We start from the raw sequence: 24,200 nt of genomic DNA, 5'->3' as shown, positions 1-24,200 counted from the left end.
TCACGCAGGGTGTCAGTTGCTGACGCGGGGCGGCGACCGCCGGCGCAACTGAGAACATCCATTCAAGGCGGACGCTTTTCTTGTTCCCGGCAAAGACCCGGGCGAGGGCAGAGCCAGGGTTCGGGGACCGGAGCAAGCGATGGCGGACGACGTGGCAGTGTCCATGGCGAGCGAACCTATAGTACCGGTCCAGGATCGGCGCGCCTCCTTCGCGCTGCCGGGTTTGCTTCTGGCCGGTGGGGCTCTCATTTGCGCTACGCTGACGCTTTTCGTGCTGCTCGGCCTCACTCCCGTCGCGCCTACCACGAATGTCGTGATCGCCTCGGCGGTCATCAACTCGCTTTACATTCTGGGCCTTATGTATCTGATCGGCCGGGAAGTCGCCCGCCTCGTCAGAGCACGCAATCGCGGCCGTGCGGCAGCAAGGCTGCATGTGCGCATCGTGGTTCTCTTCTCGATCGTGGCAATCACCCCGGCCGTTCTTGTCGCCATTTTCGCCAGCCTGACGCTCAATGTCGGCCTCGACCGCTGGTTCTCCATCCGTACCCAGTCGATCGTCCAGTCCTCTCAGGACGTGGCACGCGCCTACATGATGGAGAATGCCAGCTATCTGCAAGGCCAGACCGTGTCGATGTCGAACGACCTCGAGCGCAACCGCGCCATGTTCTACCTCGACCGCACCGGCTTCGTAGAACTGATGACCCGTCAGGCGAGGGGACGCGGCATGCTGGGCGCGTTTCTTGTTCAGGAGGACGGTCAGGCGATCGCCCAGGCCGACATCAAGACCGAGAAGCCGCTTCCGGCCATCCCCCAGGATGCGTTGAAAAGTGCGGCTGGAGGACAGCCAACGCTTATTCCACCGGGCGTTACCAATCTCGTCGGCGCCGTCATCAAGATCGACAACATGCCGGGCACCTTCCTCTACACAATCCGTGCGGTGGATCCGAAGGTCATGAACGCGATGCGGCTGATGGAGGAGAACACGGCCGAATATAAGTCGATGGAAGCGGGCCGTATGTCGCTGCAGTTCGCCTTCGCGGTCCTCTATCTCGGCTTTGCGCTCATCGTTCTTCTGGCGGCGATATGGGCGGCAATCGCGGTTGCCGACCGTATCGTGCGGCCGATCCGGCTGCTGATCAGCGCTGCCGACAGCGTTGCGACCGGCAATCTTGCCGTGGTCGTGCCGGTCCGCGCGGCGGATGGCGACGTCGGCAGCCTGTCGCGCACGTTCAACAAGATGATCTCGGAGATCCGCAGCCAGCGCGACGAGATCTTGGAGGCGAAGGATGAGGTCGATGACCGCCGGCGCTTTATCGAAGCGGTACTGTCCGGCGTGACGGCGGCTGTCATCGGCGTCGATGCCGATCGACGGATCACTATCGGCAATCCCTCGGCCGAAGCCTTTCTGGGAATTTCCGCCGAAGGCCTGCTCGGGAAGACCCTGCAGGACGTGGCGCCGGAAATCGATCATGTGATGACAGAGGCTATGGCTCGTTCCCGCAATGATTTTCGCAAGCAGGTCAACCTCATGCGTGGCGGCAAGGAACGAACCTTGTCCGTGCAGGTGACCCGTGAAGAACAGCGTTCGGCCAAGGATTCCTATGTCATCACGCTCGACGACATCACCGACCTCGTCATCGCGCAGCGTTCGACGGCTTGGGCTGACGTCGCTCGCCGCATTGCTCATGAGATCAAGAACCCTCTGACCCCGATCCAGCTCTCGGCGGAGCGCCTGAAGCGTCGCTATGGCAAGCAGATCGACGAAAACGATCGCGCCATTTTCGACCAGTGCACGGATACGATCGTGCGCCAGGTGGGCGATATCGGCCGGATGGTGGACGAGTTTTCGTCCTTCGCCCGCATGCCCAAACCATCGAAGGAGCCGACCGACCTGCGCGGCATTCTGCGTGACGCCATGTTCCTGCGCGAAATGGGAACCACCCATGTCGACTTCGTTCGCGAACTCGGCGACGAGCCGCTGACCGGCATGTTCGACGCGCGCATGCTGGGCCAGGCTTTCGGCAACCTCATCAAGAACGCGGTGGAATCGATCGAGGCTGTGCCCGGCGACCAGCAGCGCGACGGGCGCAAGGTCATGGTGCGCTCCGCCTTTGACCATGAACGCGACCTCTTCGTCGTGGACGTGATCGACAACGGCAGCGGTCTGCCGCAGGAAAACCGCCATCGCATTCTGGAGCCTTACATGACCATGCGCGACAAGGGCACCGGCCTTGGGCTCGCTATCGTCAAGAAGATCATCGAAGAACATGGGGGGCAGCTCGAACTGCATGATGCGCCTCCGGAATTCGACCATGGCAACGGCGCCATGATCAGAGTGCTGCTGCCGCATATCGAGCGGGCCGCGGTGCCTCAAACGGGAAATGACAAGGAAGTAGCCTATGGCGTCTGATATTTTGGTCGTGGATGACGAGGCGGATATCCGCGACATTGTTTCGGGCATTCTTTCGGATGAAGGACACGAAACCCGCACTGCGCATGACAGCGACAGCGCCCTGGCGACCATCTCCGACCGTGTTCCGCGGCTCGTCTTTCTGGATATCTGGATGCAGGGCTCCCGGCTCGACGGACTGGCGCTGCTGGACGAGATCAAGAGCCGTCACCCGGAATTGCCGGTCGTCATGATATCCGGTCATGGCAATGTCGAGACGGCGGTATCGGCCATCAAGCGCGGCGCCTTCGACTTCATCGAAAAGCCGTTCAAGGCCGATCGGCTGATCCTGATCGCGGAACGTGCGCTCGAAAACTCCAAGCTCAAGCGGGAAGTGACGGAGCTGAAGAAGCGCACCGGTGACGCAGCCGAGCTGGTCGGCACCTCCGTCGCCGTTTCGCAATTGCGCCAGACCATCGAGAAGGTGTCGCCAACGAACAGCCGCATCATGATCCTTGGGCCTTCCGGCTCCGGTAAGGAACTGGTAGCGCGGATGATCCATCGCAAATCCTCCCGCGCCGGCGGTCCTTTCGTCGCCCTCAATGCCGCGACCATTACACCCGAGCGCATGGAAATGGCGCTATTCGGCACGGAAGGAACGCCCGGCCAGCCCCGCAAGATCGGAGCCCTTGAAGAAGCGCATCGCGGCATTCTCTACCTGGACGAAATCGGCGAGATGCCCCGCGAAACGCAGAACAAGATTCTCCGCGTTCTGGTGGATCAGCAATTCGAACGCGTCGGCGGTTCCAAGCGGGTCAAGGTGGATGTCCGTATCATTTCCTCGACCGCCTACAACCTTGAAAGCCTGATCGCAGATGGCTCGTTCCGTGAGGATCTCTACCATCGGCTTGCCGTCGTGCCGGTCAAGGTTCCGGCGCTGGCAGAGCGCCGCGAGGACATTCCCTTTCTGGTCGACATGTTCATGCGCCAGGTCTCCGAGCAGGCCGGTATCAGACCGCGCAAGATCGGCGATGATGCCATGGCCGTCCTGCAGGCGAACGACTGGCCCGGGAATATCCGCCAGTTGCGCAACAACATCGAACGCCTGATGATCCTGGCCCGCACCGACGGTCCGGATACGGCGATTTCCGCCGACATGCTGCCGCCGGACCTTGGCGACATGCTGCCGAAGGTCTCCTCCAAGGGTGACGTGCACATCATGACGCTGCCCTTGCGTGAAGCGCGGGAAATGTTCGAGCGCGATTATCTGGTCGCGCAGATCAACCGCTTCGGCGGCAACATCTCCCGCACGGCGGAATTCGTCGGCATGGAGCGTTCCGCACTGCATCGCAAGTTGAAGTCGCTCGGCGTCTGATGCCGCTCGGCAATGCGCGCCGCCTCGGCGGTGGCGCATGCTGCCGGCTGTTTTCCACATGTTTGTCACTTCTAGTTCTTCATAACCGGAACACCCCAATGTCCAGAATTGCCTATGTGAATGGTCGTTACGTGCCGCATGCCGATGCCGCGGTGCATGTGGAAGACCGGGGCTTCCAGTTTGCGGACGGCGTCTACGAAGTATGCGAAGTGAGGCAGGGACTGATTGTCGATTTGACGCGCCATCTGGACCGTCTCGACCGTTCTCTCCGGGAATTGAGGATGAAGGCACCCATGGCGCGGGGTTCGCTGACCCTCGTGATCCGCGAAGTGCTTCGCCGCAACCACGTCCGCAACGGCATCTTCTACCTGCAAGTCACGCGTGGAGCAGCGCGCCGCGACCACTTCTTCCCGGCCGCAGAGACCGTCCCCACGCTTGTCGTGACCGCCAAGAATACGGATCCTGCTGTCGTGACGAAGAAATACGCAAACGGCATCAAGGTGATCACCGTCCCCGAAAATCGCTGGGACAGGGTCGATATCAAGTCCGTTGGTCTTCTGCCGAACGTGCTTGCCAAGCAGCAGGCAAGGGATGCCGGCGCCCAGGACGCAATCTACGTGGACCGGAACGGTGTGGTCATGGAAGGCGCCTCCTCCAATGTCTGGATCGTGGCATCCGACGGCACCCTGGTGACGCGGCCGGCAGAGCACGGCATCCTCAAAGGGATCACCCGCACGACGATTCTCGATGTGGCCACGCGGCTTGGGTTGAAGGTGGCGGAGCGAGAGTTCAAGATGGACGAGCTTCTGGGTGCACGAGAAGTGTTCTTCAGCTCTGCGACGGGAAGTTGTGTTCCGATCGTTGAAGTGGATGGCAGGACGATTGCCAACGGCCACCCCGGCACCACATCGGCTGCCATTCGTGACGCCTTTTTCGACATTGCGGAAAAGACGGCGATTTGATAACCAGACTATTGGGGGAAGGGAAGCACGGGGGCGCTTCCCGATCGTCTCTTTATTAAAATTGCTCATGATCCGGCTTTGGCCGGCAAAAGAAAGAAGCGGCGCTATGGCGGAACGTTCTCAGAACCTTCAGGACTTGTTTCTCAATACAGTTCGCAAACAAAAGATTTCCTTGACGATTTTCCTCATCAACGGGGTCAAGCTTACGGGCGTCGTTACGTCTTTTGATAATTTCTGCGTGCTGCTTCGGCGTGACGGACACTCTCAGTTGGTGTATAAGCACGCTATCTCGACCATCATGCCGGGCCAGCCGCTGCAGATGTTCGAGACCGAGGAAACTGCCGCCTAACCAGGACAAGAACAAATTACAAATCGCGATACGTCGAATGAGTCGCTCATTCCCGAGGCTGAAAAGCGCCGGGATGATATGCGCGCAGCCGTTGTGGTTCCCGTCCTCAAGCAGGTGAGGGCCCGCGGCAGCCAGGCGGAGGCGGCTACCGTCCCGGCTCCGCAGCGCTCCAACGAAGCCCGTCTGGAAGAGGCGATCGGCCTTGCCAGGGCGATCGACCTGACGATCGTCGCTGGCCTGATCGTGCCGGTGAACCAGCCCAAGCCTGCCACGCTGATCGGAACCGGCAAGATCGAAGAGATCAAGGCCATTCTCGATGAGAACGACGCGGGCCTGGTGATCGTCGATCATCCGCTGACACCCGTGCAGCAGCGTAATCTCGAAAAGGAATGGAACGCCAAGGTCATCGACCGGACCGGCCTCATTCTCGAGATCTTCGGCCGCCGCGCCTCCACCAAGGAAGGCACGCTGCAGGTCGACTTGGCGCATCTCAATTATCAGAAGGGCCGCCTGGTTCGCAGCTGGACCCACCTTGAACGCCAGCGCGGTGGCGCGGGCTTCATGGGCGGTCCCGGTGAAACCCAGATCGAGGCCGACCGCCGCCTTCTCCAGGATCGGATCGTCAGGCTCGAACGTGAGCTCGAACAGGTCGTGCGGACCCGCCAGCTTCACCGCGCCAAGCGGCGCAAGGTGCCGCATCCGATCGTGGCCCTTGTCGGCTACACCAATGCCGGCAAATCGACGCTGTTCAACCGCATCACCGGCGCCGGCGTGCTGGCGGAAGACATGCTGTTTGCCACGCTCGACCCGACGCTGCGCCGCATGAAGCTGCCGCATGGCCGCACGGTCATCATGTCCGATACGGTCGGGTTCATTTCCGACCTGCCGACGCATCTGGTCGCCGCCTTCCGCGCGACGCTCGAAGAAGTGCTCGAAGCGGACCTGATCCTGCATGTGCGCGATATGTCCGACCCGGACAATGCCGCACAGTCCGGGGATGTGATCCGCATTCTGGACGATCTCGGCATCGGCGAGAAGGAGCGCTCGGAGCGCCTGATCGAAGTCTGGAACAAGATCGATCTTCTCGACGCGGAAGCGCATGAGGCGATTGCCGAAAGAGCAGCGGGACGCGACGACATCATGGCGCTGTCGGCGGTGACGGGCGAGGGTATCGACCGGCTGATGGACGAGATCGGCAGCCGCCTGTCCGGCGTCCAGACCGAGGCGACCATCACCATCCCGCCGGAAAAGCTGGCCGTCGTCTCCTGGGTCTACGAAAACGCCCAGGTCGATCACCGCGACGACAACGAGGATGGATCGGTCACCCTCGATCTGCGCCTTTCGGCTTCCCAGGCGGACGAGCTTGAGCGGAAACTCGGCAACGGTCCCAAGCCTGAAAAAGAGGATTGGGAGCGGTAGCGGCGCCAAGGGCGGGCGGCTATCCTCTTTCGCATCTGGTTGCGGCAGTATCGCGCTCCTCGCCCTTGCGGTGTTCTTCGTCTACCGCAAGGATATCACGCCTAAAGCAGCCCGGGGATGGAGCGGCTGCGGGTTGAAGAGGATCTTTTATGGGGCGGCTTAAGGTTAGCTGCCTTCGGTCGTCGCTTACCCAGCCCTTCGCTTTAAGCTCAGGGCGTTCGGTCTTCGAAACGATTCACTGGATCGTTTCGTCGGCTTCGCCGATCAGACCTCACCCCACAAATGCGCGTTCGATGACGAATTCTGCCGGCTTGCTATTGGCGCCCTCGTTGAGGCCCGCCTTCTCCAGCAGCGCCTTCGTATCCTTCAGCATGGCGGCGGAACCGCAGATCATCCCGCGATCGACCGCCGGATCGAGCGGCGGAACCCCGAGATCGGTGTAGAGCTTGCCGTTTTCCATCAGGTCAGTGATACGGCCCTGATAGGGATAGGCTTCCCGCGTCACCGTCGGATAATGCTTGAGCTTTGTGCCAACGATTTCCGACAGGAATTCATGGCTGCGGATCTCTTCCATCAGGTCGAAGCCGTATTTCAGCTCCGCCACCTCGCGGCAAGAATGGGTGAGGATGACCTCCTCGAACATGTCATAGGTATCGGGATCGCGGATCAGGCTCGCAAACGGCGCAATACCGGTGCCGGTCGAAAACATGTAGAGCCGCTTGCCCGGCGTCAGAGCGTCAAGCACCAGCGTGCCCGTCGGCTTCTTGCGCATCAGCACGGTATCACCCGGCTTGATCATCTGCAGGTGGGAGGTCAGCGGGCCGTCCGGCACCTTGATGGAGAAGAACTCCAGTTCTTCGTCCCAGGCCGGGCTTGCGATCGAATAGGCGCGGTAGACGGGCTTTTCGCCCACCATCAGCCCGATCATTGCGAATTCGCCGGACCGGAAGCGGAAGCCGGAAGGACGCGTCATGCGGAAGCGGAACAGGCGATCCGTATAATGGTCGACGCTCAGCACCGTTTCGGCGTAGACGCCGTCCGGGATCTTCGCTGCTACGAAATCTTCGGTCTTTGCTGGAGCGTTCATCAACCTGTCCGTCTTCTCGTCATCTGGCTTTCGCAGGTGCGAATATACCAAAAGCCTCCGCATTTGAAGCTATTGCAGTGTCGCAACCGCATGCCCCAAGGAAAATATGTGCGTTTCTCTCTTCTTTAGGCGTCAGGCGTCAGGCGCCAGTGGTGCTGCGGCGCCAGCTATAGCCGCCCGCCTTTTCTTCCGGGCGAGCCGTCGGCTGGTAATGCACGTCGATGCCGGGAAGCCTTCCCTCCGCGAGATGCTTCAATGCCGATGCGTTCCTGACCGCAAAACTGTCCACGCCACACCGCAGCATGAGAGGGATCTGGTCGATCAGCACATCGCCCACCGCACGCAGCTCGTTTTTGTAGGCCAGCCGCTCGCGCAGCAGCGAGGCATGGCTGAAGGCGCGACCGTCGCTGAAAGATGGAATTTCCACCGCGACGATCTCGAGGCGGTAGAGATAGGGCTCCAGCTTGCGGACATCGTCGGCCGGCTTGATCAGCACGCCAAGCCCGACATCATTGCTGCTCTCGGCTTTTTCGATCAGCGCATCGAGCGGCAGCAACGCCCTCTGGTCCTCGCTCGCCTTCACGTCGTCCGTCTCGACAACCCATACGTCGTTTTCGACAAAACCGGTTTCGCGCCAGATCTTCGCCGTCTCGCTCATGGTTCCGCTCGCTCCCGTCACGCCGCTTCAGCCTTGGCATCGCCATAAAGCGCGTCCTTGAACGGCTGCGGCCCAACCCGGCGATAGGCGGCGAGGAATGTTTCCTCCGCCGACAGGCGAAGCCCGAGATAGGTGTCCACGATTGTTTCGATCGCGTCCGTCACTTTGCTCGGCTCAAAGCCGCGCCCGATGATTTCGCCGATCGAGGTGTTCTCGTCGCCCGAACCGCCAAGTGTGATCTGGTAGAGTTCGGCACCCTTCTTCTCGACACCCAGAAGGCCGATATGGCCGACATGGTGGTGGCCGCAGGCATTGATGCAGCCGGAAATCTTGATCTTCAGCTCACCGATTTCCGCCTGTCGCTCATAGGAGCCGAAACGGGTGGAAATCTCCTGCGCGACCGGGATGGCGCGCGCATTGGCAAGCGCGCAGTAGTCGAGGCCGGGACAGGCAATGATGTCGGTGATCAGCCCCGCATTGGCAGTGCCGAGGTTCTGTGCCGCAAGCGCACGGTAAAGCGGCTCCAGATCCGCCAGCGCCACATGCGGCAGGATGACATTCTGCTCATGGCTGATGCGGATTTCGTCGAAGGCGTACTCCTGCGCGAGGTCGGCGATCAGGTCCATCTGCTTATCCGACGCATCGCCCGGAATGCCGCCGATCGGCTTCAGGGAAATCGTCACCATGCCGTAGTCGGGATGCTTGTGCGGCTGGACATTGCGCTGGACCCAGCGGGCGAAATCCTCGTCCTGCTTCTTCCATCCGGCAAGCTGCGCCCAGCCTTCGGGGCGATCGGCAAGCGTCGGCGGCGCGAAATAGGCGGCGATGGCCTGGACATCCGCTTCGGGGAGCTTCAGTTCGCCGCCCTGGAGATGCGCGAACTCTTCTTCCACCTGGCGGGTCAGTTCCTCTACGCCCGTCTCATGCACGAGGATCTTGATGCGCGCCTTGTACTTGTTGTCGCGGCGGCCATGCAGATTGTACACGCGCATGATCGCGGTCGTGTAGGAGAGAAGATCCTCCTCCGGCAGAAAGTCGCGGATCTTCTTGGCGATCAGCGGCGTGCGGCCTTGGCCGCCGCCGATATAGACAGCAAAGCCCAGTTCTCCCCGGTCGTTCTTCTTTACGTGCAGGCCGATGTCATGCACCTGGATCGCCGCCCGGTCGCGTTCGGCGCCCGTCACCGCGATCTTGAACTTGCGCGGCAGGTAGGAAAATTCCGGATGGACGGAAGACCACTGGCGAAGGATTTCCGCATAGGGACGGGGATCCGCCACCTCGTCCGCTGCAGCTCCGGCGAAATGATCTGCGGTGACATTGCGGATGCAATTGCCCGAGGTCTGCAGCGCGTGCATTTCGACCGTCGCCAGTTCCGCCAGGATATCCGGAATGTCGCCCAGCTTCGGCCAGTTGAACTGGATGTTCTGGCGCGTCGTGAAGTGCCCGTAGCCGCGGTCGTATTTGCGGGCGACATGTGCCAGCATGCGCATCTGCTGCGAGTTCAGCGTGCCATAAGGGATGGCGATCCGCAGCATATAGGCATGCAGCTGCAGATAGACGCCGTTCATCAACCGCAGCGGCTTGAACACGTCGTCTGCAAGCTCTCCTGACAGGCGGCGCGCGACCTGATCGCGGAATTGCTCCACGCGGCTCGTCACAAATGCGTGGTCGAATTCGTCGTAACGGTACATGACTTCCTCAGACTGCGATGAACTTGGGATCCGCAGGGCGGTAACCCTCAGCATAATCCATGGTTGGACCCTGGGCACGAATGCGTTCGCGCAGCCGGATCGGCCAGAGCTTGCCGTCCAGTTCCTGCACGTCGACGACCGCTACGTCAACGACCAGATTGTCCGCGAAATCGCGTTTGCCGATCTCCTCCAGCGATGCGATGGCTTCTGCATGGCGGGCAACCAGCGCATCCTGCAGGCTCTCGGTCCACTGGCCGTTCGCATCGAGCCAGACGGCGATGCCATCGAGTAGCCGGTTGGCGGTCAGAACCTTGTCGGTCATCGTTCCGTTCCCATGTTTTCCGAAAGACTGTGCAGCCCGACCGGGCGATGGGCGGACAGCGGCTCGGATTTTGCAAAATTGGCACCGGCGACAGCCTCTCCGATGATCACCATCACCGGCCCCGTGAGATCGTCACGGGCCTCAAGCGCCGGCAGTTCGCTCAGTATGCCGTGGAACAGCCGCCGGTCGCGACGGCTGGCATTCTCCACCACTGCGACGGTCGTTTCCCGCGCAAGACCGGCATCCATCAGGCGTTCGGCAACGGATGCCGCAACGGTGCGGCCCATATAGACGGCAATTGTTGCCCCGGAAACTGCAAGGCTCGCCCAGTCCGGCAGAACTTCGCCCAACAGGTCATGGCCGGTCGTGAAGACGAGCGATGAGGCTACACCGCGCAAGGTCAGGGGCAGGTCGAAATCGGCGGCAGCGGCAAAGGCGGAGGTGATGCCGGGCACGATCTCGTAATCGATGCCGGCATCGCGAAGCGCCGCCATTTCCTCGCCGGCACGCCCGTAGACGAGCGGGTCGCCCGATTTCAGCCGGACGACGCGCTTTCCTTCGCGGCCAAGCTCGACCAGCAGCCGGTTGATCTCATCCTGCGACTTGGAATGGCAGTTCTTGCGCTTGCCGACCGAAAGACGGTCCGCATCGCGGCGGCCCATGTCGACGATCGCCTGCGGCACGAGTGCATCGTAGACGATGGCGTCGGCTTCCATCAGAACCCGCTGGGCGCGAAGCGTCAACAGGTCCTCGGCGCCGGGACCCGCTCCGACCAGCCATACCTTGCCATCTGCCTTGCCGGTTACCGCCAGAAGGTCGTCTGCGGCTCGCCGCGCGGCAAGCATGTCGCTGGCTTCGACGCTATCGGCAACGGCTCCGGTGAAGAAGCGGCGCCAGAACAGGCGGCGGGACACTCCACGGGGAACGAGCACGTCCGCGGCCTGTCGATAATGGGTAGCAAGCCGCGCCAGCGGCCCGAGCGACGGCGACAGCATCATGTCGATCCGGGCGCGGATCATCTGGCCGAGCACCGGACCGGCGCCCTCGGTTCCGATCGCGACCGCGACCGGAGCCCGATTGACCAAGGCGGGCGTCAGGAAATCGCAGAAGTCGGGTTGATCGACCGCATTGGCCGGAATCTTCCGGGCGCGGGCAGCAGCGACGATCGCCTGATCCTGTTCTGCATTGCCGGTCGCGGCAAACACCAGCACGGCATCCTCAACGAAGTCGGGCTCGAAGGGAGTGCGAGCCAGTTCTATTAGCTGCGCTGACAGGAAGGCGGCGTAGTCCGCTTCCGGTTCGTCCGCACAGGCGACAATATGAGCGTCCGTGTTGCGCAGCAGGCGCGCTTTCGCATAGGCCTCGTCGCCATTGCCCACGATCAGAACCCTTTTCCCGCGCACACGAAAAAAGGCCGGAAAGACCGACAGTCGTTCTTGCTCGATGGGCATTGAATTACCGGTATTCATTAGCGCGAACATGATCGATTATGCCAGCGTCGTGAAGAAATGGATATGCAAATCCTCCAGCATCGCGGTATTTCTGTTCCCGCTTTTCCCCGTTCGGGAGCATATCCCGCCACGCCCATGCTTTCCCCAGTTTTTCCCGATAGCTGGCGCTTTTCCTCTGGAGCGTTTCTGCTGAAAGCCTAAACTGCACGGAAAGCCCGTAGAGAACCGATCATGACCATAGCCGCCCGCCTTCTCGACGTGATCGAGCACGACATTCTGCCGTTGACGCAGAAGGGTGTCGCGGCTGGCAACAAGGTCTTTGGGGCCGCCATTCTGAGGAAATCGGATCTGTCGCTGGTCGTGGCCGAGACCAATAACGAACTTGAAAATCCGCTCTGGCACGGCGAGATTCACACGCTGAAGCGTTTCTATAAAAATACATCAGGACTTTCCACCAAGGATCTGATTTTCCTTTCGACTCACGAACCATGCACCATGTGCATGTCCGCCATCACCTGGGCCGGTTTCGACAATTTCTACTCCTTCTTCAGCCACGAGGAATCGCGCGACGCCTTCGCCATCCCGCACGACCTGAAGATCCTGAAGGAGGTGTTCGGCCTGGAGCCCGGCGGCTACCGTCGCGCCAACGCCTTCTGGACCTCCTACTTTATTGCCGACCTGGTGGAGACGGAGGAGGAGCCGCTGCGGGAGACGCTGAAAGCGCAGACGGTACGCATCAAGGATACCTACCAGCGGCTCTCGGCCAGCTACCAGTCCGGCAAGGACGTGAACAGCATACCGCTGAACTGAGGAGCGGGGACGAATCCATGCAAGCTTCCACCGACATTTCCCGCCTGATCGAGATCATGGCGGCTCTGCGAACCCCCGTCACCGGCTGCCCCTGGGACCTGGAGCAGGATTTTGCGTCCATCAAGCCATACACGATCGAGGAAGCCTATGAGGTGGCCGACGCGATCGAGCGCAACGACATGGCCGATCTCTGCGAGGAACTGGGCGACCTGCTTCTGCAGGTCGTGTTCCATGCCCGCATGGCGCAGGAGACGGGCGAGTTTGATTTTGGCGATGTGGTGCAGGCGATCACCCGAAAGATGATCCGCCGCCATCCGCATGTGTTTGCGAAATCGGATGCCGATACGCCGGGCCTGGTCAAGGCGCAGTGGGACGAGATCAAGGCGCAGGAGAAGCGGGAGCGGGCGGAGCGGCGTGCCGGGCGCGGCGTCCCGCCGGATGCCGATGCCGGTTTCCTCGGCTCCGTTCATCGCGCCCAGCCGGCGCTGATGGAAGCGCTGAAGCTTCAGGAGCGCGCCGCCAAGGTAGGCTTCGATTGGTCGGAGCCTGAACCGATCCTCGACAAGATCGAGGAGGAGGTGCGCGAACTGCGCGAAGCGCTGGCCTCCGGGCATCCGGAAAAAGTGGCCGACGAGCTGGGCGACCTGCTGTTTGCGGTCGTCAATATCGGCCGTCATGTCAAGGCCGATCCGGAACAGGCATTGCGCGGAACAAATACGAAATTCCGACGTCGGTTCAAACACATCGAGACCGAACTTGAGAGCGAGGGCGAGACGCTGGAGGATGCGACGCTGGCGCGGATGGAAGAGCTGTGGCAGGCCGCAAAGGCGATCGAGCGGCAGGTCGGCACGGATCCGGATCTCGCCCATCCCTGACCGTTTCGGATAATGGCGCTGGCACGTCAGGCTTTGGCGGTCATCCCGACCGAAAGCTTGGACTGCACGAGTTCCGCATTGCCGCGCACATAAAGATGCACCGGCCCGCCGCCCTGACCGGCCACGGCAAAGGCAACCATGGAAACGTCCGGCTCGAATGTCGTGACGTACAGAACCTGGGCCGGATTGATGTAGACGATCTGATTATTGGTGTTCTTGAATCCGACCATCGCCATTGCAGCCTGTCTCCCGTCCATGCACTATCATAAAATCTCTGTACGACGACCTATGCCATGAACCGGTTGACGGACCGTTAGCGCGGCCCGCCAAAGACACGCATCAGCTGTATCGAACGGCGGACGAGGAAGTTGTTGGGCAAAGAGAGCCAGGATGGAGCCAAGTGCGGGCCGCGGCTATTGGCCGCCGAGCAGGTCGCGCAGGCTCCAGGGATATTCGCCCTGCTGGTTGGCGATATCGTCCACCTTCCAGCCGCCGCCCTCGCGCTTGAGCGTGTAATAGAGCGTCACCTTTTCCGAACCGTTGCGGAAACTCACTTCCAGCTCGGCCGTGTCGTCCAGCAGGATCGGCGGCGACATGGTGACGCCCTTCGCTTCGCCGTCCTGACCGGAAATCACCGGATCGAAATCCACCGCGCCCACTTCGCCATCTCCTGTCGAATCGCGGTCCTTTTGGAACAGCCGGTTCAGCCCGCGCGAAAAGAAGGGCTGGTAGGGGGAAGGCGCATCCGCCGCCGTCTCCTCGATGTCATAGGCATAGAGCGCCTTGATGAGCGCCTGCGGGGTTTTGAAGGTCTCTGCCGCGAAGCTCGGGAGGGTGGAGAGGATGAGGAGAGCGAGGGCGAGGAGAGTGGTGAGGGCGCGCATGGGGCTTTCGATGGGTGAGGCGGTTTCCAGGCGGTGCAGAGCGTCAATGAAGCTCTGGGTCACCTCGGGCATAAGGGATCTCCTCGACTGACTCAAGCAGGAGAGCCGGCGGAGGCGGGCGAGATCCCCTTCTTCAGGAAGTCTTCATAGCGAACGAGGAACAGCGCCAGCTCCTTGTCGTCGAGATTGAGGCAGCAGGCGGGGATGCCGTCCTTCACCAGCACCCGGCTGCAGAAGCCGCGGCGGCGGCAGAAGCGCCGGCGGCAGACCCGATAGGGCAAGCCCATATGGTCTGCGACACGGCAGGCAAGATGGGGGTTCAGGGGCATCAGATTGTCGTCGGACATGGGACTCCCTTGGCGATCTCGGTTTCGTTTTTCCGCCCCGGGAGAGAGAGGGGCGAAGAGGTTTCGGACGGGGTGCCGGAAGCTGCCGTCTGATAGTGTGTAGTAGTGACACCTTCCGGCGCCCCGTTCGGCTGTTTTTATCCGCGACTTCGGCTTCTCTGCTGTGACGGGATGTGTGGGAACGGTGGCGCGCCTTTGTCCGTCAGGAGAAGCGTCATGCACGCCCTTAGACTTACCCCCGCCAGGCCATGACTGCCTAAAGCCGGGGTCTTCCACCTGCGCCGCATGCTTCCCAAGGCCTTTGACGCCTTGGCAGACCCGCATGCGATGCGGTCCCACCACCCTGTGTGCCGCACAGGCACGCCCGGCTGATCGGGATGTGGAAGCGGCCGGCCGGTCGAGGCCTCCGCTTCCCCCGACCTGCCGGAGGGAAGCCATTTTCCGCGGACCCCGGTGATGGAGGTTCACGTCGTCCCTCCACCCACAGCGCCGGTCCCGCCTCGCCAGAACGCCTCCTGGTGTATCCGAAAACGGGACGCGCAGATTGTAGGCGCGAGGGCAAAGGGCGGGGATGAAGGAGGAGGAAATTTGCCGCAAGGGATTGAAGAGGCTGAGGGCCGGGGAAGGCGACGTGCCCAGGGGTGGGGTTGCATTTTCGACGTCGCCTAGCGGAAAACAGTCATCATCCATCGCCCTAACGATAGTCATCCTTTGGCTGACCCATGGATGTAAAACAAACTATAGAGTCAGAGTGCCCCACTTCCTGCTGGGCAGGGCCTACGCGTGAGCCCTCTGGGCAAGCCCGGGTGAGGGTGGAAAGAACATTCGATGTGACAGGTCGAGACAAGCGTGATTAGGAGCTTCCAATCGCTAGAAGCGCCGGTAAACGTTCTCGAGGAGGAAGTGGATGTGGCTTGCAGCAGTGTGACCATCAACAATCATAGTAGTCGGGTGTCCACAGGCGTTGCGAAGATCCAAGCGCGCTTTCAGTTCGCGATGTAAGCTTTTTCCTATCAGCGAAATATCTTCCAGTACTTGGAGAAGGTCGCTTTCTTTCAAGCGTGAAAAGTCCTCGATCGTCCTAATTCTTCGGAAAATGCTCTGACTATTCTGGTTGTACCTTTTTCCTGCTGCGCTATTAAAAGCCTCTAAATGCAGTTCCATGACTATAGTCTGAAGAATCCATGCCGCTCCGATCCACGAGTACACCACAGCGGGCTTATTCAGCGACAAATTGAAACATTTCAGGGCGTCACTCAAAAACTCGCGGCGAAGTGGGTCTGATAACCTTTCAATTTCGGCGTGTAGAGCTCTAGCCGTCGAGTCGATCAATAAAGATTTCCGCGATGCATTGAGTTCTTCAGCTCGAAGTCCCCCTTGTGTCGAGAGACGCCAGCCGTCAGGCGTTCTGATGGCGAGTTCAGAATGCCGGCCGAGGACTGCTGATATGTTCCACTTGCAAATTGCTCTAACGCCTAATGCTAGTCCTCTAGTCTTGATCTCGCTCACGCTAGCTTCACGCGAGAACGTTGACAGAACAACGATCGCCTTGTCTATCTGAGAAAGACTCTTTTTACTAAGTACATCCCTGAGTGGCGCATCAAGATCCAATTAGCCCTCCTGCTCGCGTCACTTCGTCAAAGGAGAGCGAGTAAACTTCCTTTTGATTTTCGATCACGTATCCTGATTTAACGAGGCGAAGCCTTCGGTCAGCTTTTTGCTTCGTGTAGCTAATTTTCCATGACTTTGACTCTCGCGCTGCATCATCCCACTCTCTTGCAGTAAATTTTTCCTTGCCCATCACGAGGGTCAGATAGACCGCCGCCGATTTTAATAACTCTGTGCAGGTGTTCCCACCGAGCTTGGCTACAACGGAGTTCATTGACATCTCTAATGCAGAGGCCCTGCTGGAATTTGCTTGGCCAAATCCTCGGACGTCTTCATCTGCTGATTTGCTATCAGCCTGTCTGTTTTGCAACGCTTCCAGCGCAAATGAAACTGCTTCCCTAAACTCCTTCGGATCTCCCTCGAAGCTGAGGGTTGCGGAGCCGAGACTGACGGACAACTTGATCTGATTCATTGATTGCCTCTCGCTGTCATACTTTGAACACGCCTCACTCCTGCGTCGGTGATTTTGTAGAGCTTCCTTCCTTGGCGGGTGGTGCCATTCTTTCGCGTCTGAATGATCGTGGCAGGCTTTTCCCTTAGGCACTGATTCAACGCATCGGTGATGTTAGGTACAGCGAAGCCCAAGTTTTTAAGCAGTGAGTTCACATCTTGAGAGGGAAACGATTGCCCACCATTCTCAAGAGAAAGCCAATAGGACGCCGTAAGCGCCTTCTCGCCGTGGTCTTTTGGCGAGGCGGCATAATATAAGTCTGCAAATTCAGAGAAAGCATCATCTGTAGGTTTTTGAGGATTATCTTTGGTACCGCTGTGCGTGGGATCTGCATTTGCGGCCGGTGCGCAAAACCTTGACATCGCCCAAGTTAAGACGCGGGAACGCTCGTCCTCCCCAAGTTTTTCTAAGGTGTCGGATATCAGCTGCATGGCTGTGATCTCTTGGCTCATTTCACCCTCCTTGACAGCATTCAATGTGTAAATAACAGATTTGAAAGTCAAGTAGAGATGATGAATTTTCACAAATTTAAAGTCATTCTCAAATAAAAATTGCTGCGCAGGCTGCCGCTTAGACTGGGCCCCTATCAGAGTGTGCGTGTATGTAGCTATGTGTGTAAAAATGCTGCCTTCAAGAATAATAAAATCTGTTAATTTTTCAGATAGTTAAATATTGAGTATGACAAATAGTGGCGATAAGACCCACATCGATGCATACAGGCACAATCGATGTGGCCGACTTTGTAAAGCAGCGATAGTCACTGTCTGAGATGCTGATTTTTTGCGCGTGTCGCGGCTTTGTTGACACGGGCAGCCGGAGATTCGTTTAAAACGTCACTTAATGGCAATAGCAGCCGACGGTTGGCCTCATAAAAAGGGGACTTAGTCGCGCTGGTGCGTCTGCCGACGCAATCTCGGAGTCGGCACGCAAAGGACTTGTTTCACCGCCCCGGTCGCCCCGTCTTGCCCTTCGTCCGGCTCTTGCGCTTCTGCTCACCGGCATCCTCGTAGCTTCCGGCGCCGACCTTGCCGCGCACCAGCGGGCGAGGGTCGTCCTTGCCGCCATCCGGCCGTTCCGGCTGGCCTTCGAGCAGCGGCGAGAAACGTTTCTTGGTGCTGATCGTTTCCGGCGGGCGTTCGGGAAGCGAGCCCTGCGCCGGCTTTTCCGTGCGGCCGACGGTCATTTCGTCCAGCGTGTTGCGGCGGAACAGGGGTTTCACGGCGTCCGTGCCCGGTCCCATATCGTCCAGCGAGGGTTTGGCGAAGAGGGAGGAAGAGGGTGAAGCTTCCCCCTCATTCGCCCTTCGGGCACCTTCTCCCCCTTGGGTAGAAGGGGGATCGTTGCGGCCGCCCTTGCCACTTTTGCCACCGCCCAGCGACGTGCGGGTGGCCTCGGCGCTGCGGCGCACGCCTTCCTGGGCCTTGGATTCCTCGCGGGCGATCGGGTCGTCCATTGTGGCGAGTTCGGAGGCCTTGAGACGCTTGATCTCGTCGCGCAGGCGCGCGGCCTTTTCGAAGTCGAGATCGGCGGCGGCATCGCGCATGCTCTTTTCGAGCGCGTTGAGATGGCTCTGCAGATTGTTGCCGACCAGGTGGCCGCCATCGGCAAAACCCTTGCCGGAAGCGCCGGAAATATCGGCGCGCACATGATCACGCTCGTAGACCGAGTCGAGAATGTCGGAAATCCGGGCCTTGACCGACTCAGGCGTGATGCCGTGTTCAGTATTGTAGGCCACCTGCTTTTCGCGGCGGCGGGCCGTCTCGTCCATCGCCCGCTTCATCGAGCCGGTAATGTTGTCGGCATAGAGGATGACCTTGCCATCGACGTTACGGGCGGCGCGGCCGATCGTCTGAATAAGGGACGTCTCCGAGCGCAAAAAGCCTTCCTTGTCGGCATCGAGAATGGCCACGAAGGCGCATTCGGGAATGTCGAGGCCCTCGCGCAGCAGGTTGATGCCGACAAGCACGTCGAAGGCACCGAGGCGCAGGTCGCGGATGATCTCGATGCGCTCCAGCGTGTCGATGTCCGAGTGCATGTAGCGCACGCGCACGCCCTGCTCGTGCAGGTATTCGGTCAGGTCTTCCGCCATGCGCTTGGTGAGCACGGTGCAGAGCGTGCGGTAGCCCTTGGCGGCGGTCTCGCGGATTTCGCCCAGCACGTCGTCCACCTGGGAGCGGGCAGGCCGTACTTCCACGGGCGGATCGATGAGGCCGGTCGGGCGGATCACCTGTTCGGCGAAAACGCCGCCGGACTGTTCCATTTCCCAATTGCCGGGCGTGGCGGAGACGGCGACGGTGAGCGGGCGCATGGCGTCCCATTCCTCGAAGCGCAGCGGCCGGTTGTCCATGCAGGACGGCAGGCGGAAGCCGTATTCGGCGAGCGTCGCCTTGCGGCGGAAGTCGCCCCGGTACATGCCGCCGATCTGGCTGACGGAGACATGGCTCTCGTCGATGAACAGCAGGGCGTTGTCGGGAATGTATTCGAACAGGGTCGGCGGCGGTTCGCCGGGATTGCGTCCGGTGAGGTAACGCGAATAGTTCTCGATGCCGGCGCAGGAGCCGGTCGCCTCCAGCATCTCGATATCGTAGCGGGTGCGCTGTTCCAGCCGCTGCGCTTCCAGCAGGCGGCCGCCCTTTTCCAGCTCGGCGAGGCGATGCTTCAGCTCTTCCTTGATGGACTTGATGGCGCCGTTCAGCGTCGGGCGCGGCGTCACATAGTGAGAATTGGCGTAGATCTTGACACTCTTCAGGTCGCCGGTCTTGTGGCCGGTCAGCGGGTCGAACTCGGTGATCGCGTCGATCTCGTCGCCGAACATGGAGATCCGCCAGGCCGCATCTTCAAGGTGGGCCGGAAAGATCTCGATCGTGTCGCCGCGCACCCGGAACGAGCCGCGCACGAAATTAATGTCCTGGCGCTTGTATTGCTGGGCGACGAGGTCGGCCAGCAGCTGGCGCTGGTCCAGCCGGTCGCCGACGGCCATCTGGAAGGTCATGGCGGTGTAGGTTTCGACCGAGCCGATACCGTAGATGCAGGATACCGAGGCGACGATGATGCAGTCGTCGCGCTCCAGCAGCGAGCGGGTGGCGGAGTGGCGCATCCGGTCGATCTGTTCGTTGATCGACGACTCCTTCTCGATGAACGTGTCGGAGCGCGGCACATAGGCTTCCGGCTGGTAATAGTCGTAATAGGAGACGAAATATTCGACCGCATTGTCGGGGAAGAAGTTCTTGAACTCCGAATAGAGCTGCGCCGCCAGCGTCTTGTTGGGCGCCAGGATGACCGCCGGGCGCTGCGTTGCCTCGATCACCTTGGCCATGGTGAAGGTCTTGCCGGAGCCGGTGACGCCGAGCAGCACCTGGCTGCGTTCGTTTTCGTTGATGCCGGCGACGAGGTCGCGAATGGCGGTCGGCTGGTCGCCGGCCGGCTCGTAATCGGACTGCATGCGGATCGTCACGCCGCCTTCGGATTTCTCCGGCCGGTGCGGGCGGTGCGGCGTCCACAGCTTGCCGTCCTTGAACAGCGGATTGCCGCTCTCGATCAGCGCCGACAGTGCCTCGACCGTGGCCGTGACGGCACCGGGCGCCAGATTGGCGGCCTCCTCGAGGCTGACATCCATGCCGGCGACGGGGTTGAGGCCGGCGGCGGCGCGGGTTTTCGGATCGGTGGACGCGCCGATGGAAACGCCGCGGGCGGTTTTCGAGGCGGTCGTATGCTTGGCGGTTTTCGGCGCCTGCTTCGCGGCGGCCTTGATGGCCTCCTCGCGGGCGGCGATCTCTATCTTCTTGCGGTGCTTGCCGGCCTTGGAGGCGACCTCGCGCCGGGTCTCCACGCCCGATGCCTCGGCCTCCGCCTCCAGCTGCTTCACCCAATCGGAGACACTTCCAGAAAGCGGCGCGCCTTCGAAGGCGGATTGCGGGGCTTCCTCGAAACCGTCATGCTCTGGGGTCGGGGAGGGCGAAGTTTTCGGGGATCTGGCCATGTGCGGAATATGGAGCCAGCACACCGCAATGTGAAGAGGCACGGCGTCAAAAACCGGTACAAAAGGGCAACGGATTTCATCGTCCGCGCTTGCCGAAACCGGGGACGTCGCGAAGATTTGTCCCGGTTAGGCGCAGATTACGATTTGGATATGTCTCGGAATCGCCCTACTTGCTCCGGTTGAGAGACAAAGGAGTGGTCGCATGGCCCTTGCGAACGAAACCCTGGCCGCCATCCGGTACGGCTATGGTCTGCGGCCGGGCGAACCGATGCCGGGCGATGCGGCCGGCCTGCTGGCCCAGGTTGCGGAGGGACCCACCAGGAGGGCGCGATTCCCGCGTGAAGGCATTGCCGGACGGCGCGAGACCGCGACCCGCATCATCTCGCTGCGCACTGCCGAAGCCAAGGCCGCCAGGGAAGGCAAGCCCAACGAGGACATCCGCAAGCAGACCCAGCGTGAGATGCAGCGCATCTACTGGCAGGACGCGATGGCCCGTCTGGCGCAGGCGGTGCATTCTCCGCTCGGCTTCTACGAGCGGCTGGCAAGTTTCTGGACCGACCATTTTTCCACGAGCGCGCTGAAATCGCTGCCCATGCGCATGGTCGTTCCGCTTTACGAAGCCGAGGCGATCCGCCCCAATATCGGCGGCAGCTTCTCGCGACTGCTGACGGCTTCGATCCTCCATCCGGCCATGCTCATCTACCTGGACCAGGACCAGAACACCGGGGTGGACCCGGCGACGGCCCAAAAGGCGGGCCGAGGGCTGAACGAGAACCTCGGCCGTGCATTGCTGGAGTTTCACACGCTGGGCGCCGGCAGCAGCTACACGCAAAGCGATGTTCGGGCGGCGGCGCTGATCCTGACCGGCCTGTCGGTCGATAACCGCGCGCTTCAGGTCGTCTACCGCCCGCGTTTCGCGGAAGGCGGCGCCATCACCCTGCTCGGGCGCGATTACGATGGCGACGAGGGCGAGGGGCAGGACCATGTGCTGATGCTGGAGGATCTTGCCGCAAAGCCGAAGACGGCCGAGCATATCTGCCGCAAGCTCGTCGCCCATTTCATTGCTGACGACCCGCCGGAAGACCTGGTTGCGCCCATGGTGGCAGCCTGGGCCCGCAGCCAGGGCAATCTCACCGAAGTCTACCGCGCCATGCTCACGCATCCGCGGGCCTGGGCCGAACCCGGCCAGAAGATCAAGCAGCCTTTCGAGTTCGTCGCCTCCGGCTTCCGGTCGCTGGGCCTGCCGGAAAGCAATTTCGCAACCCTGCTGCGCGACATGGATACGGTCGATGTGGAGGAGGGCCCGGTCGACAAGGCCATGAAGATGGCCGGCGACGTGGCGGGCCAGATGACAGGGCAATCGGCTGGCCCGATGGGTCTCCCGACCGATGACGAGGTCAAGCGCCGGAGCGGCAGGGCGAGCTCCCTGACGCTTGGAGCCTTGCAGCGCATGGGGCAGCCCATCTGGCAGCCCCCGAGCCCGGCAGGATTTCCCGACAAGGCCGATCTGTGGTTGTCGCCGGACCAGCTGACGGAAAGGATCAGCTGGTCGCGAATGGTTGCGAAGAGTTTCGGCCAGAAGATGGAGCCGTCACAATTCCTGGAGGCGGCCCTTGCCGATGCGGCTGGCCCGGATACGCGGCAGATTATTTCGCAGGCGCCCAACAGGCTGCACGGGATCACCATGGTTCTCGCTTCGCCCGAGTTCAACAGGAGATAGTCATGGCCGCATCAGAACGCGTCCTCTTGTCCCGCCGCGGTTTCCTGGCCGGTGCCTGCTGCGCCGCCGCTGCTCCGGTCATGACGCCCGTTACCTTTGCCGCCATGCCGGGCGACAACCGTTTCGTGACGATCATTCTGCGCGGCGCCATGGATGGGTTGGACCTGGTCCAGCCTTATGGCGATCCGGGTTATGCGGCCCTGCGTCCGAAGCTTGGGCTGACGCCGGACGGGGGCCTGTTCGATCTCGACGGATTCTTCGGGCTCAACCCGGCAGCCGCGGCGCTCATGCCGCTCTGGCAGGCGCAGGAACTGTCCTTCGTCCATGCCGTCTCCACGGCCTACCGAAACCAGCGCAGCCATTTCGACGGTCAGGATATTCTCGAGACCGGCGGCAGCGACAAGAGCATGAAGACCGGCTGGCTGAACCGGGCGCTCGGCGTCATTCCCCAGTCCGGCGCCCGCACGGCGATCGATATCAACACCTCCATGGACCTGATCCTGACCGGGCCGAACAAGGTCGCCTCCTGGTCGAGCCAAAGCGATTTCGCGCTAGCCGAGGACGAGATCGCCTTTCTGGAGCGCCTCTATGCCCATGATGCGCCCTTCGCGCAGGCGCTGGAGGAAGCCCGGACCGCGGACCAATCCGCCGACACGCTCTACAGCGACGGAATTGCGGACATGGCGCGGCTTGCCGGCGGCATGTTGCGCGGGGATTACAGGATCGCCAGCTTCTCGATCAACGGCTGGGACACGCATGTTGGCCAGCAGGCGCAGTTTAGGAAAGCGGCAGGCGATCTTTCAACAGCGATCTTCACCTTGAAAGAGGCGCTGGGCGAGGATGCCTGGCGCAAGACGGCAGTGCTCGCCATGACCGAATTCGGCCGGACCGCCGGGGAAAACGACACTGATGGCACCGATCATGGTACGGGCAGTCTCGCGGTTTTGGCGGGTGGGGTGATCGGCGGCGGCAAGGTTATGGGACGCTGGCCCGGCCTCAGAGAGGACCAGTTGCTGGACCAGCGCGACCTCATGCCGACCGGCGATGTCCGCGAGATCGCAGCCGCCATACTCTACCGGCAGTTCGGCGTCAGCCCCGACAACCTGACCGCAAAGATCTTTCCGGGCCTGAGCTTCGACAAGAGTTCGCAGTATCTGAGGGGGTGATGGGCCTCCTCAATCCATGAAGTCGTAAATGCGGAAAATCCAGTAGAGCTGATACGTCAGCGCGAAGATCACGAAGGCTGCGTGATATCGCCTGTTGGCCGTCACCGCAGCTGTAAGGCTGAGCAGGATATAGATCGCCGTGCGGACGGGATATTCGAACCCCAGCGACATGAAATAGTCACGGCCCTTCAGCGCCGTATCGATGATATCCGTGGCAAGGAGCGCCGCCAGCAGGCCGAAAATCCATTTCCGACGAGACATGAAATAGTGCTCGTAGCCATCATAGTCCTGCATGGAGGTGGGAAACAGCAGCGCGCACAGGAAGAAGAACAGCGAACAAAAGAATATCAGGAAAAGGTAGCCGGCAAAGCTGATCACCGGAAGCGTGTGCAACCGGTACTCCCACCACCAGAAATGCACGAGGAACAGGATCATGAAGGTGACCCACCCGAGATGAGTAGGGTAGATCCGTGTGCTTCGCGGATGTTGGACGATGCCTGCGAGACCGTTGAGCAGGCGGGCAAGGCTGAGGCTGACGACCATGCCCATCACCACGCGGATCTGGGAGAATGTTTCGGCAGCCGTCACCTTGTCCAT

Annotated in this window: 22 protein-coding genes; 9 read left to right on the top strand and 13 right to left on the bottom strand. The window is 60.9% G+C overall.

Features of this window, described 5'->3' with window-relative positions; all coding sequences use genetic code 11:
* Positions 1 to 139 precede the first annotated feature (139 nt).
* The 5 genes from EPK99_RS17920 (at position 140) to hflX (ending at position 6,494) form a co-directional block, all read left to right on the top strand.
* Complete coding sequence (locus tag EPK99_RS17920) at positions 140 to 2,410, top strand: sensor histidine kinase NtrY-like (protein WP_128444461.1); 2,271 nt, start codon at positions 140 to 142, stop codon at positions 2,408 to 2,410.
* Positions 2,400 to 3,764: a nitrogen assimilation response regulator NtrX gene (ntrX, locus tag EPK99_RS17915; RefSeq protein WP_128444460.1), complete on the top strand. Its 1,365-nt coding sequence runs from the start codon at positions 2,400 to 2,402 to the stop codon at positions 3,762 to 3,764. Before EPK99_RS17920 ends, ntrX begins: the two co-directional genes overlap by 11 nt.
* 98 nt (positions 3,765 to 3,862) lie before the next feature.
* Entirely contained in the window at positions 3,863 to 4,726 is an 864-nt protein-coding gene (locus tag EPK99_RS17910) for a D-amino-acid transaminase (RefSeq protein ID WP_128444459.1), read from the top strand.
* A gap of 106 nt (positions 4,727 to 4,832) precedes the next feature.
* On the top strand, positions 4,833 to 5,075 hold the full coding sequence (hfq, locus tag EPK99_RS17905; RefSeq protein WP_128445003.1) for an RNA chaperone Hfq: 243 nt from the start codon (positions 4,833 to 4,835) through the stop codon (positions 5,073 to 5,075).
* 78 nt (positions 5,076 to 5,153) lie between these two features.
* Positions 5,154 to 6,494, top strand: coding sequence for a GTPase HflX (gene hflX, locus EPK99_RS17900; RefSeq protein ID WP_128444458.1), 1,341 nt, complete (start codon positions 5,154 to 5,156; stop codon positions 6,492 to 6,494).
* A 271-nt stretch (positions 6,495 to 6,765) separates the two neighbouring features.
* Here hflX and EPK99_RS17895 read toward each other — a convergent pair whose 3' ends face one another.
* The 5 genes from EPK99_RS17895 to cysG all read right to left on the bottom strand — a co-directional run bounded on the left by EPK99_RS17895 (position 6,766) and on the right by cysG (position 11,703).
* A complete protein-coding gene (locus tag EPK99_RS17895) occupies positions 6,766 to 7,581 on the bottom strand; it encodes a ferredoxin--NADP reductase (RefSeq protein ID WP_128444457.1) in 816 nt (271 codons plus the stop codon).
* Positions 7,582 to 7,720: 139 nt separating this feature from the next.
* Positions 7,721 to 8,239, bottom strand: coding sequence for a DUF934 domain-containing protein (locus EPK99_RS17890; protein WP_128444456.1), 519 nt, complete (start codon positions 8,237 to 8,239; stop codon positions 7,721 to 7,723).
* Positions 8,240 to 8,256: 17 nt separating this feature from the next.
* On the bottom strand, positions 8,257 to 9,930 hold the full coding sequence (locus EPK99_RS17885; RefSeq protein WP_128444455.1) for a nitrite/sulfite reductase: 1,674 nt from the start codon (positions 9,928 to 9,930) through the stop codon (positions 8,257 to 8,259).
* A 7-nt stretch (positions 9,931 to 9,937) separates the two neighbouring features.
* A complete protein-coding gene (locus EPK99_RS17880; RefSeq protein WP_128444454.1) occupies positions 9,938 to 10,252 on the bottom strand; it encodes a DUF2849 domain-containing protein in 315 nt (104 codons plus the stop codon).
* Positions 10,249 to 11,703, bottom strand: coding sequence for a siroheme synthase CysG (cysG, locus tag EPK99_RS17875; RefSeq protein ID WP_128444453.1), 1,455 nt, complete (start codon positions 11,701 to 11,703; stop codon positions 10,249 to 10,251). Before cysG ends, EPK99_RS17880 begins: the two co-directional genes overlap by 4 nt.
* Before the next feature lie 231 nt (positions 11,704 to 11,934).
* Here cysG and EPK99_RS17870 point away from each other — a divergent pair, with 231 nt between their 5' ends.
* Positions 11,935 to 12,513: a deaminase gene (locus EPK99_RS17870; RefSeq protein WP_128444452.1), complete on the top strand. Its 579-nt coding sequence runs from the start codon at positions 11,935 to 11,937 to the stop codon at positions 12,511 to 12,513.
* Between the two features lie 17 nt (positions 12,514 to 12,530).
* Positions 12,531 to 13,388 (top strand): nucleoside triphosphate pyrophosphohydrolase, encoded by an 858-nt coding sequence (gene mazG, locus EPK99_RS17865; protein WP_128444451.1) that lies wholly within the window; start codon positions 12,531 to 12,533, stop codon positions 13,386 to 13,388.
* A gap of 26 nt (positions 13,389 to 13,414) precedes the next feature.
* Here mazG and EPK99_RS17860 read toward each other — a convergent pair whose 3' ends face one another.
* The 7 genes from EPK99_RS17860 to uvrB form a co-directional block, all read right to left on the bottom strand.
* Entirely contained in the window at positions 13,415 to 13,624 is a 210-nt protein-coding gene (locus EPK99_RS17860; protein ID WP_128444450.1) for a hypothetical protein, read from the bottom strand.
* Between the two features lie 177 nt (positions 13,625 to 13,801).
* Positions 13,802 to 14,272: a DUF3828 domain-containing protein gene (locus EPK99_RS17855; protein WP_128445002.1), complete on the bottom strand. Its 471-nt coding sequence runs from the start codon at positions 14,270 to 14,272 to the stop codon at positions 13,802 to 13,804.
* 92 nt (positions 14,273 to 14,364) lie between these two features.
* Positions 14,365 to 14,619 carry a hypothetical protein gene (locus tag EPK99_RS17850; protein ID WP_128444449.1) on the bottom strand — a complete coding sequence of 85 codons (255 nt, stop codon included), beginning with the start codon at positions 14,617 to 14,619 and terminating at the stop codon, positions 14,365 to 14,367.
* Positions 14,620 to 15,489: 870 nt separating this feature from the next.
* Positions 15,490 to 16,230, bottom strand: a complete 741-nt coding sequence (locus tag EPK99_RS17845) for a hypothetical protein (RefSeq protein WP_128444448.1) — start codon at positions 16,228 to 16,230, stop codon at positions 15,490 to 15,492.
* Positions 16,220 to 16,699 carry a hypothetical protein gene (locus tag EPK99_RS17840; protein WP_128444447.1) on the bottom strand — a complete coding sequence of 160 codons (480 nt, stop codon included), beginning with the start codon at positions 16,697 to 16,699 and terminating at the stop codon, positions 16,220 to 16,222. Before EPK99_RS17840 ends, EPK99_RS17845 begins: the two co-directional genes overlap by 11 nt.
* On the bottom strand, positions 16,696 to 17,190 hold the full coding sequence (locus EPK99_RS17835; protein ID WP_128444446.1) for a hypothetical protein: 495 nt from the start codon (positions 17,188 to 17,190) through the stop codon (positions 16,696 to 16,698). Before EPK99_RS17835 ends, EPK99_RS17840 begins: the two co-directional genes overlap by 4 nt.
* 488 nt (positions 17,191 to 17,678) lie before the next feature.
* Positions 17,679 to 20,717, bottom strand: a complete 3,039-nt coding sequence (gene uvrB / locus EPK99_RS17830; protein WP_128444445.1) for an excinuclease ABC subunit UvrB — start codon at positions 20,715 to 20,717, stop codon at positions 17,679 to 17,681.
* Between the two features lie 202 nt (positions 20,718 to 20,919).
* Here uvrB and EPK99_RS17825 point away from each other — a divergent pair, with 202 nt between their 5' ends.
* Positions 20,920 to 22,437: a DUF1800 domain-containing protein gene (locus tag EPK99_RS17825; protein ID WP_128444444.1), complete on the top strand. Its 1,518-nt coding sequence runs from the start codon at positions 20,920 to 20,922 to the stop codon at positions 22,435 to 22,437.
* Between the two features lie 2 nt (positions 22,438 to 22,439).
* Positions 22,440 to 23,603: a DUF1501 domain-containing protein gene (locus EPK99_RS17820; RefSeq protein ID WP_128444443.1), complete on the top strand. Its 1,164-nt coding sequence runs from the start codon at positions 22,440 to 22,442 to the stop codon at positions 23,601 to 23,603.
* Between the two features lie 9 nt (positions 23,604 to 23,612).
* Here the strand turns inward: EPK99_RS17820 and EPK99_RS17815 are convergent, their stop codons facing one another.
* Positions 23,613 to 24,200 (bottom strand): hypothetical protein, encoded by a 588-nt coding sequence (locus tag EPK99_RS17815; protein ID WP_128444442.1) that lies wholly within the window; start codon positions 24,198 to 24,200, stop codon positions 23,613 to 23,615.

It is taken from the genome of Neorhizobium lilium (assembly GCF_004053875.1).
GTDB lineage: Bacteria > Pseudomonadota > Alphaproteobacteria > Rhizobiales > Rhizobiaceae > Neorhizobium > Neorhizobium lilii.
This window is presented reverse-complemented; position numbering and strand designations above follow the sequence as displayed.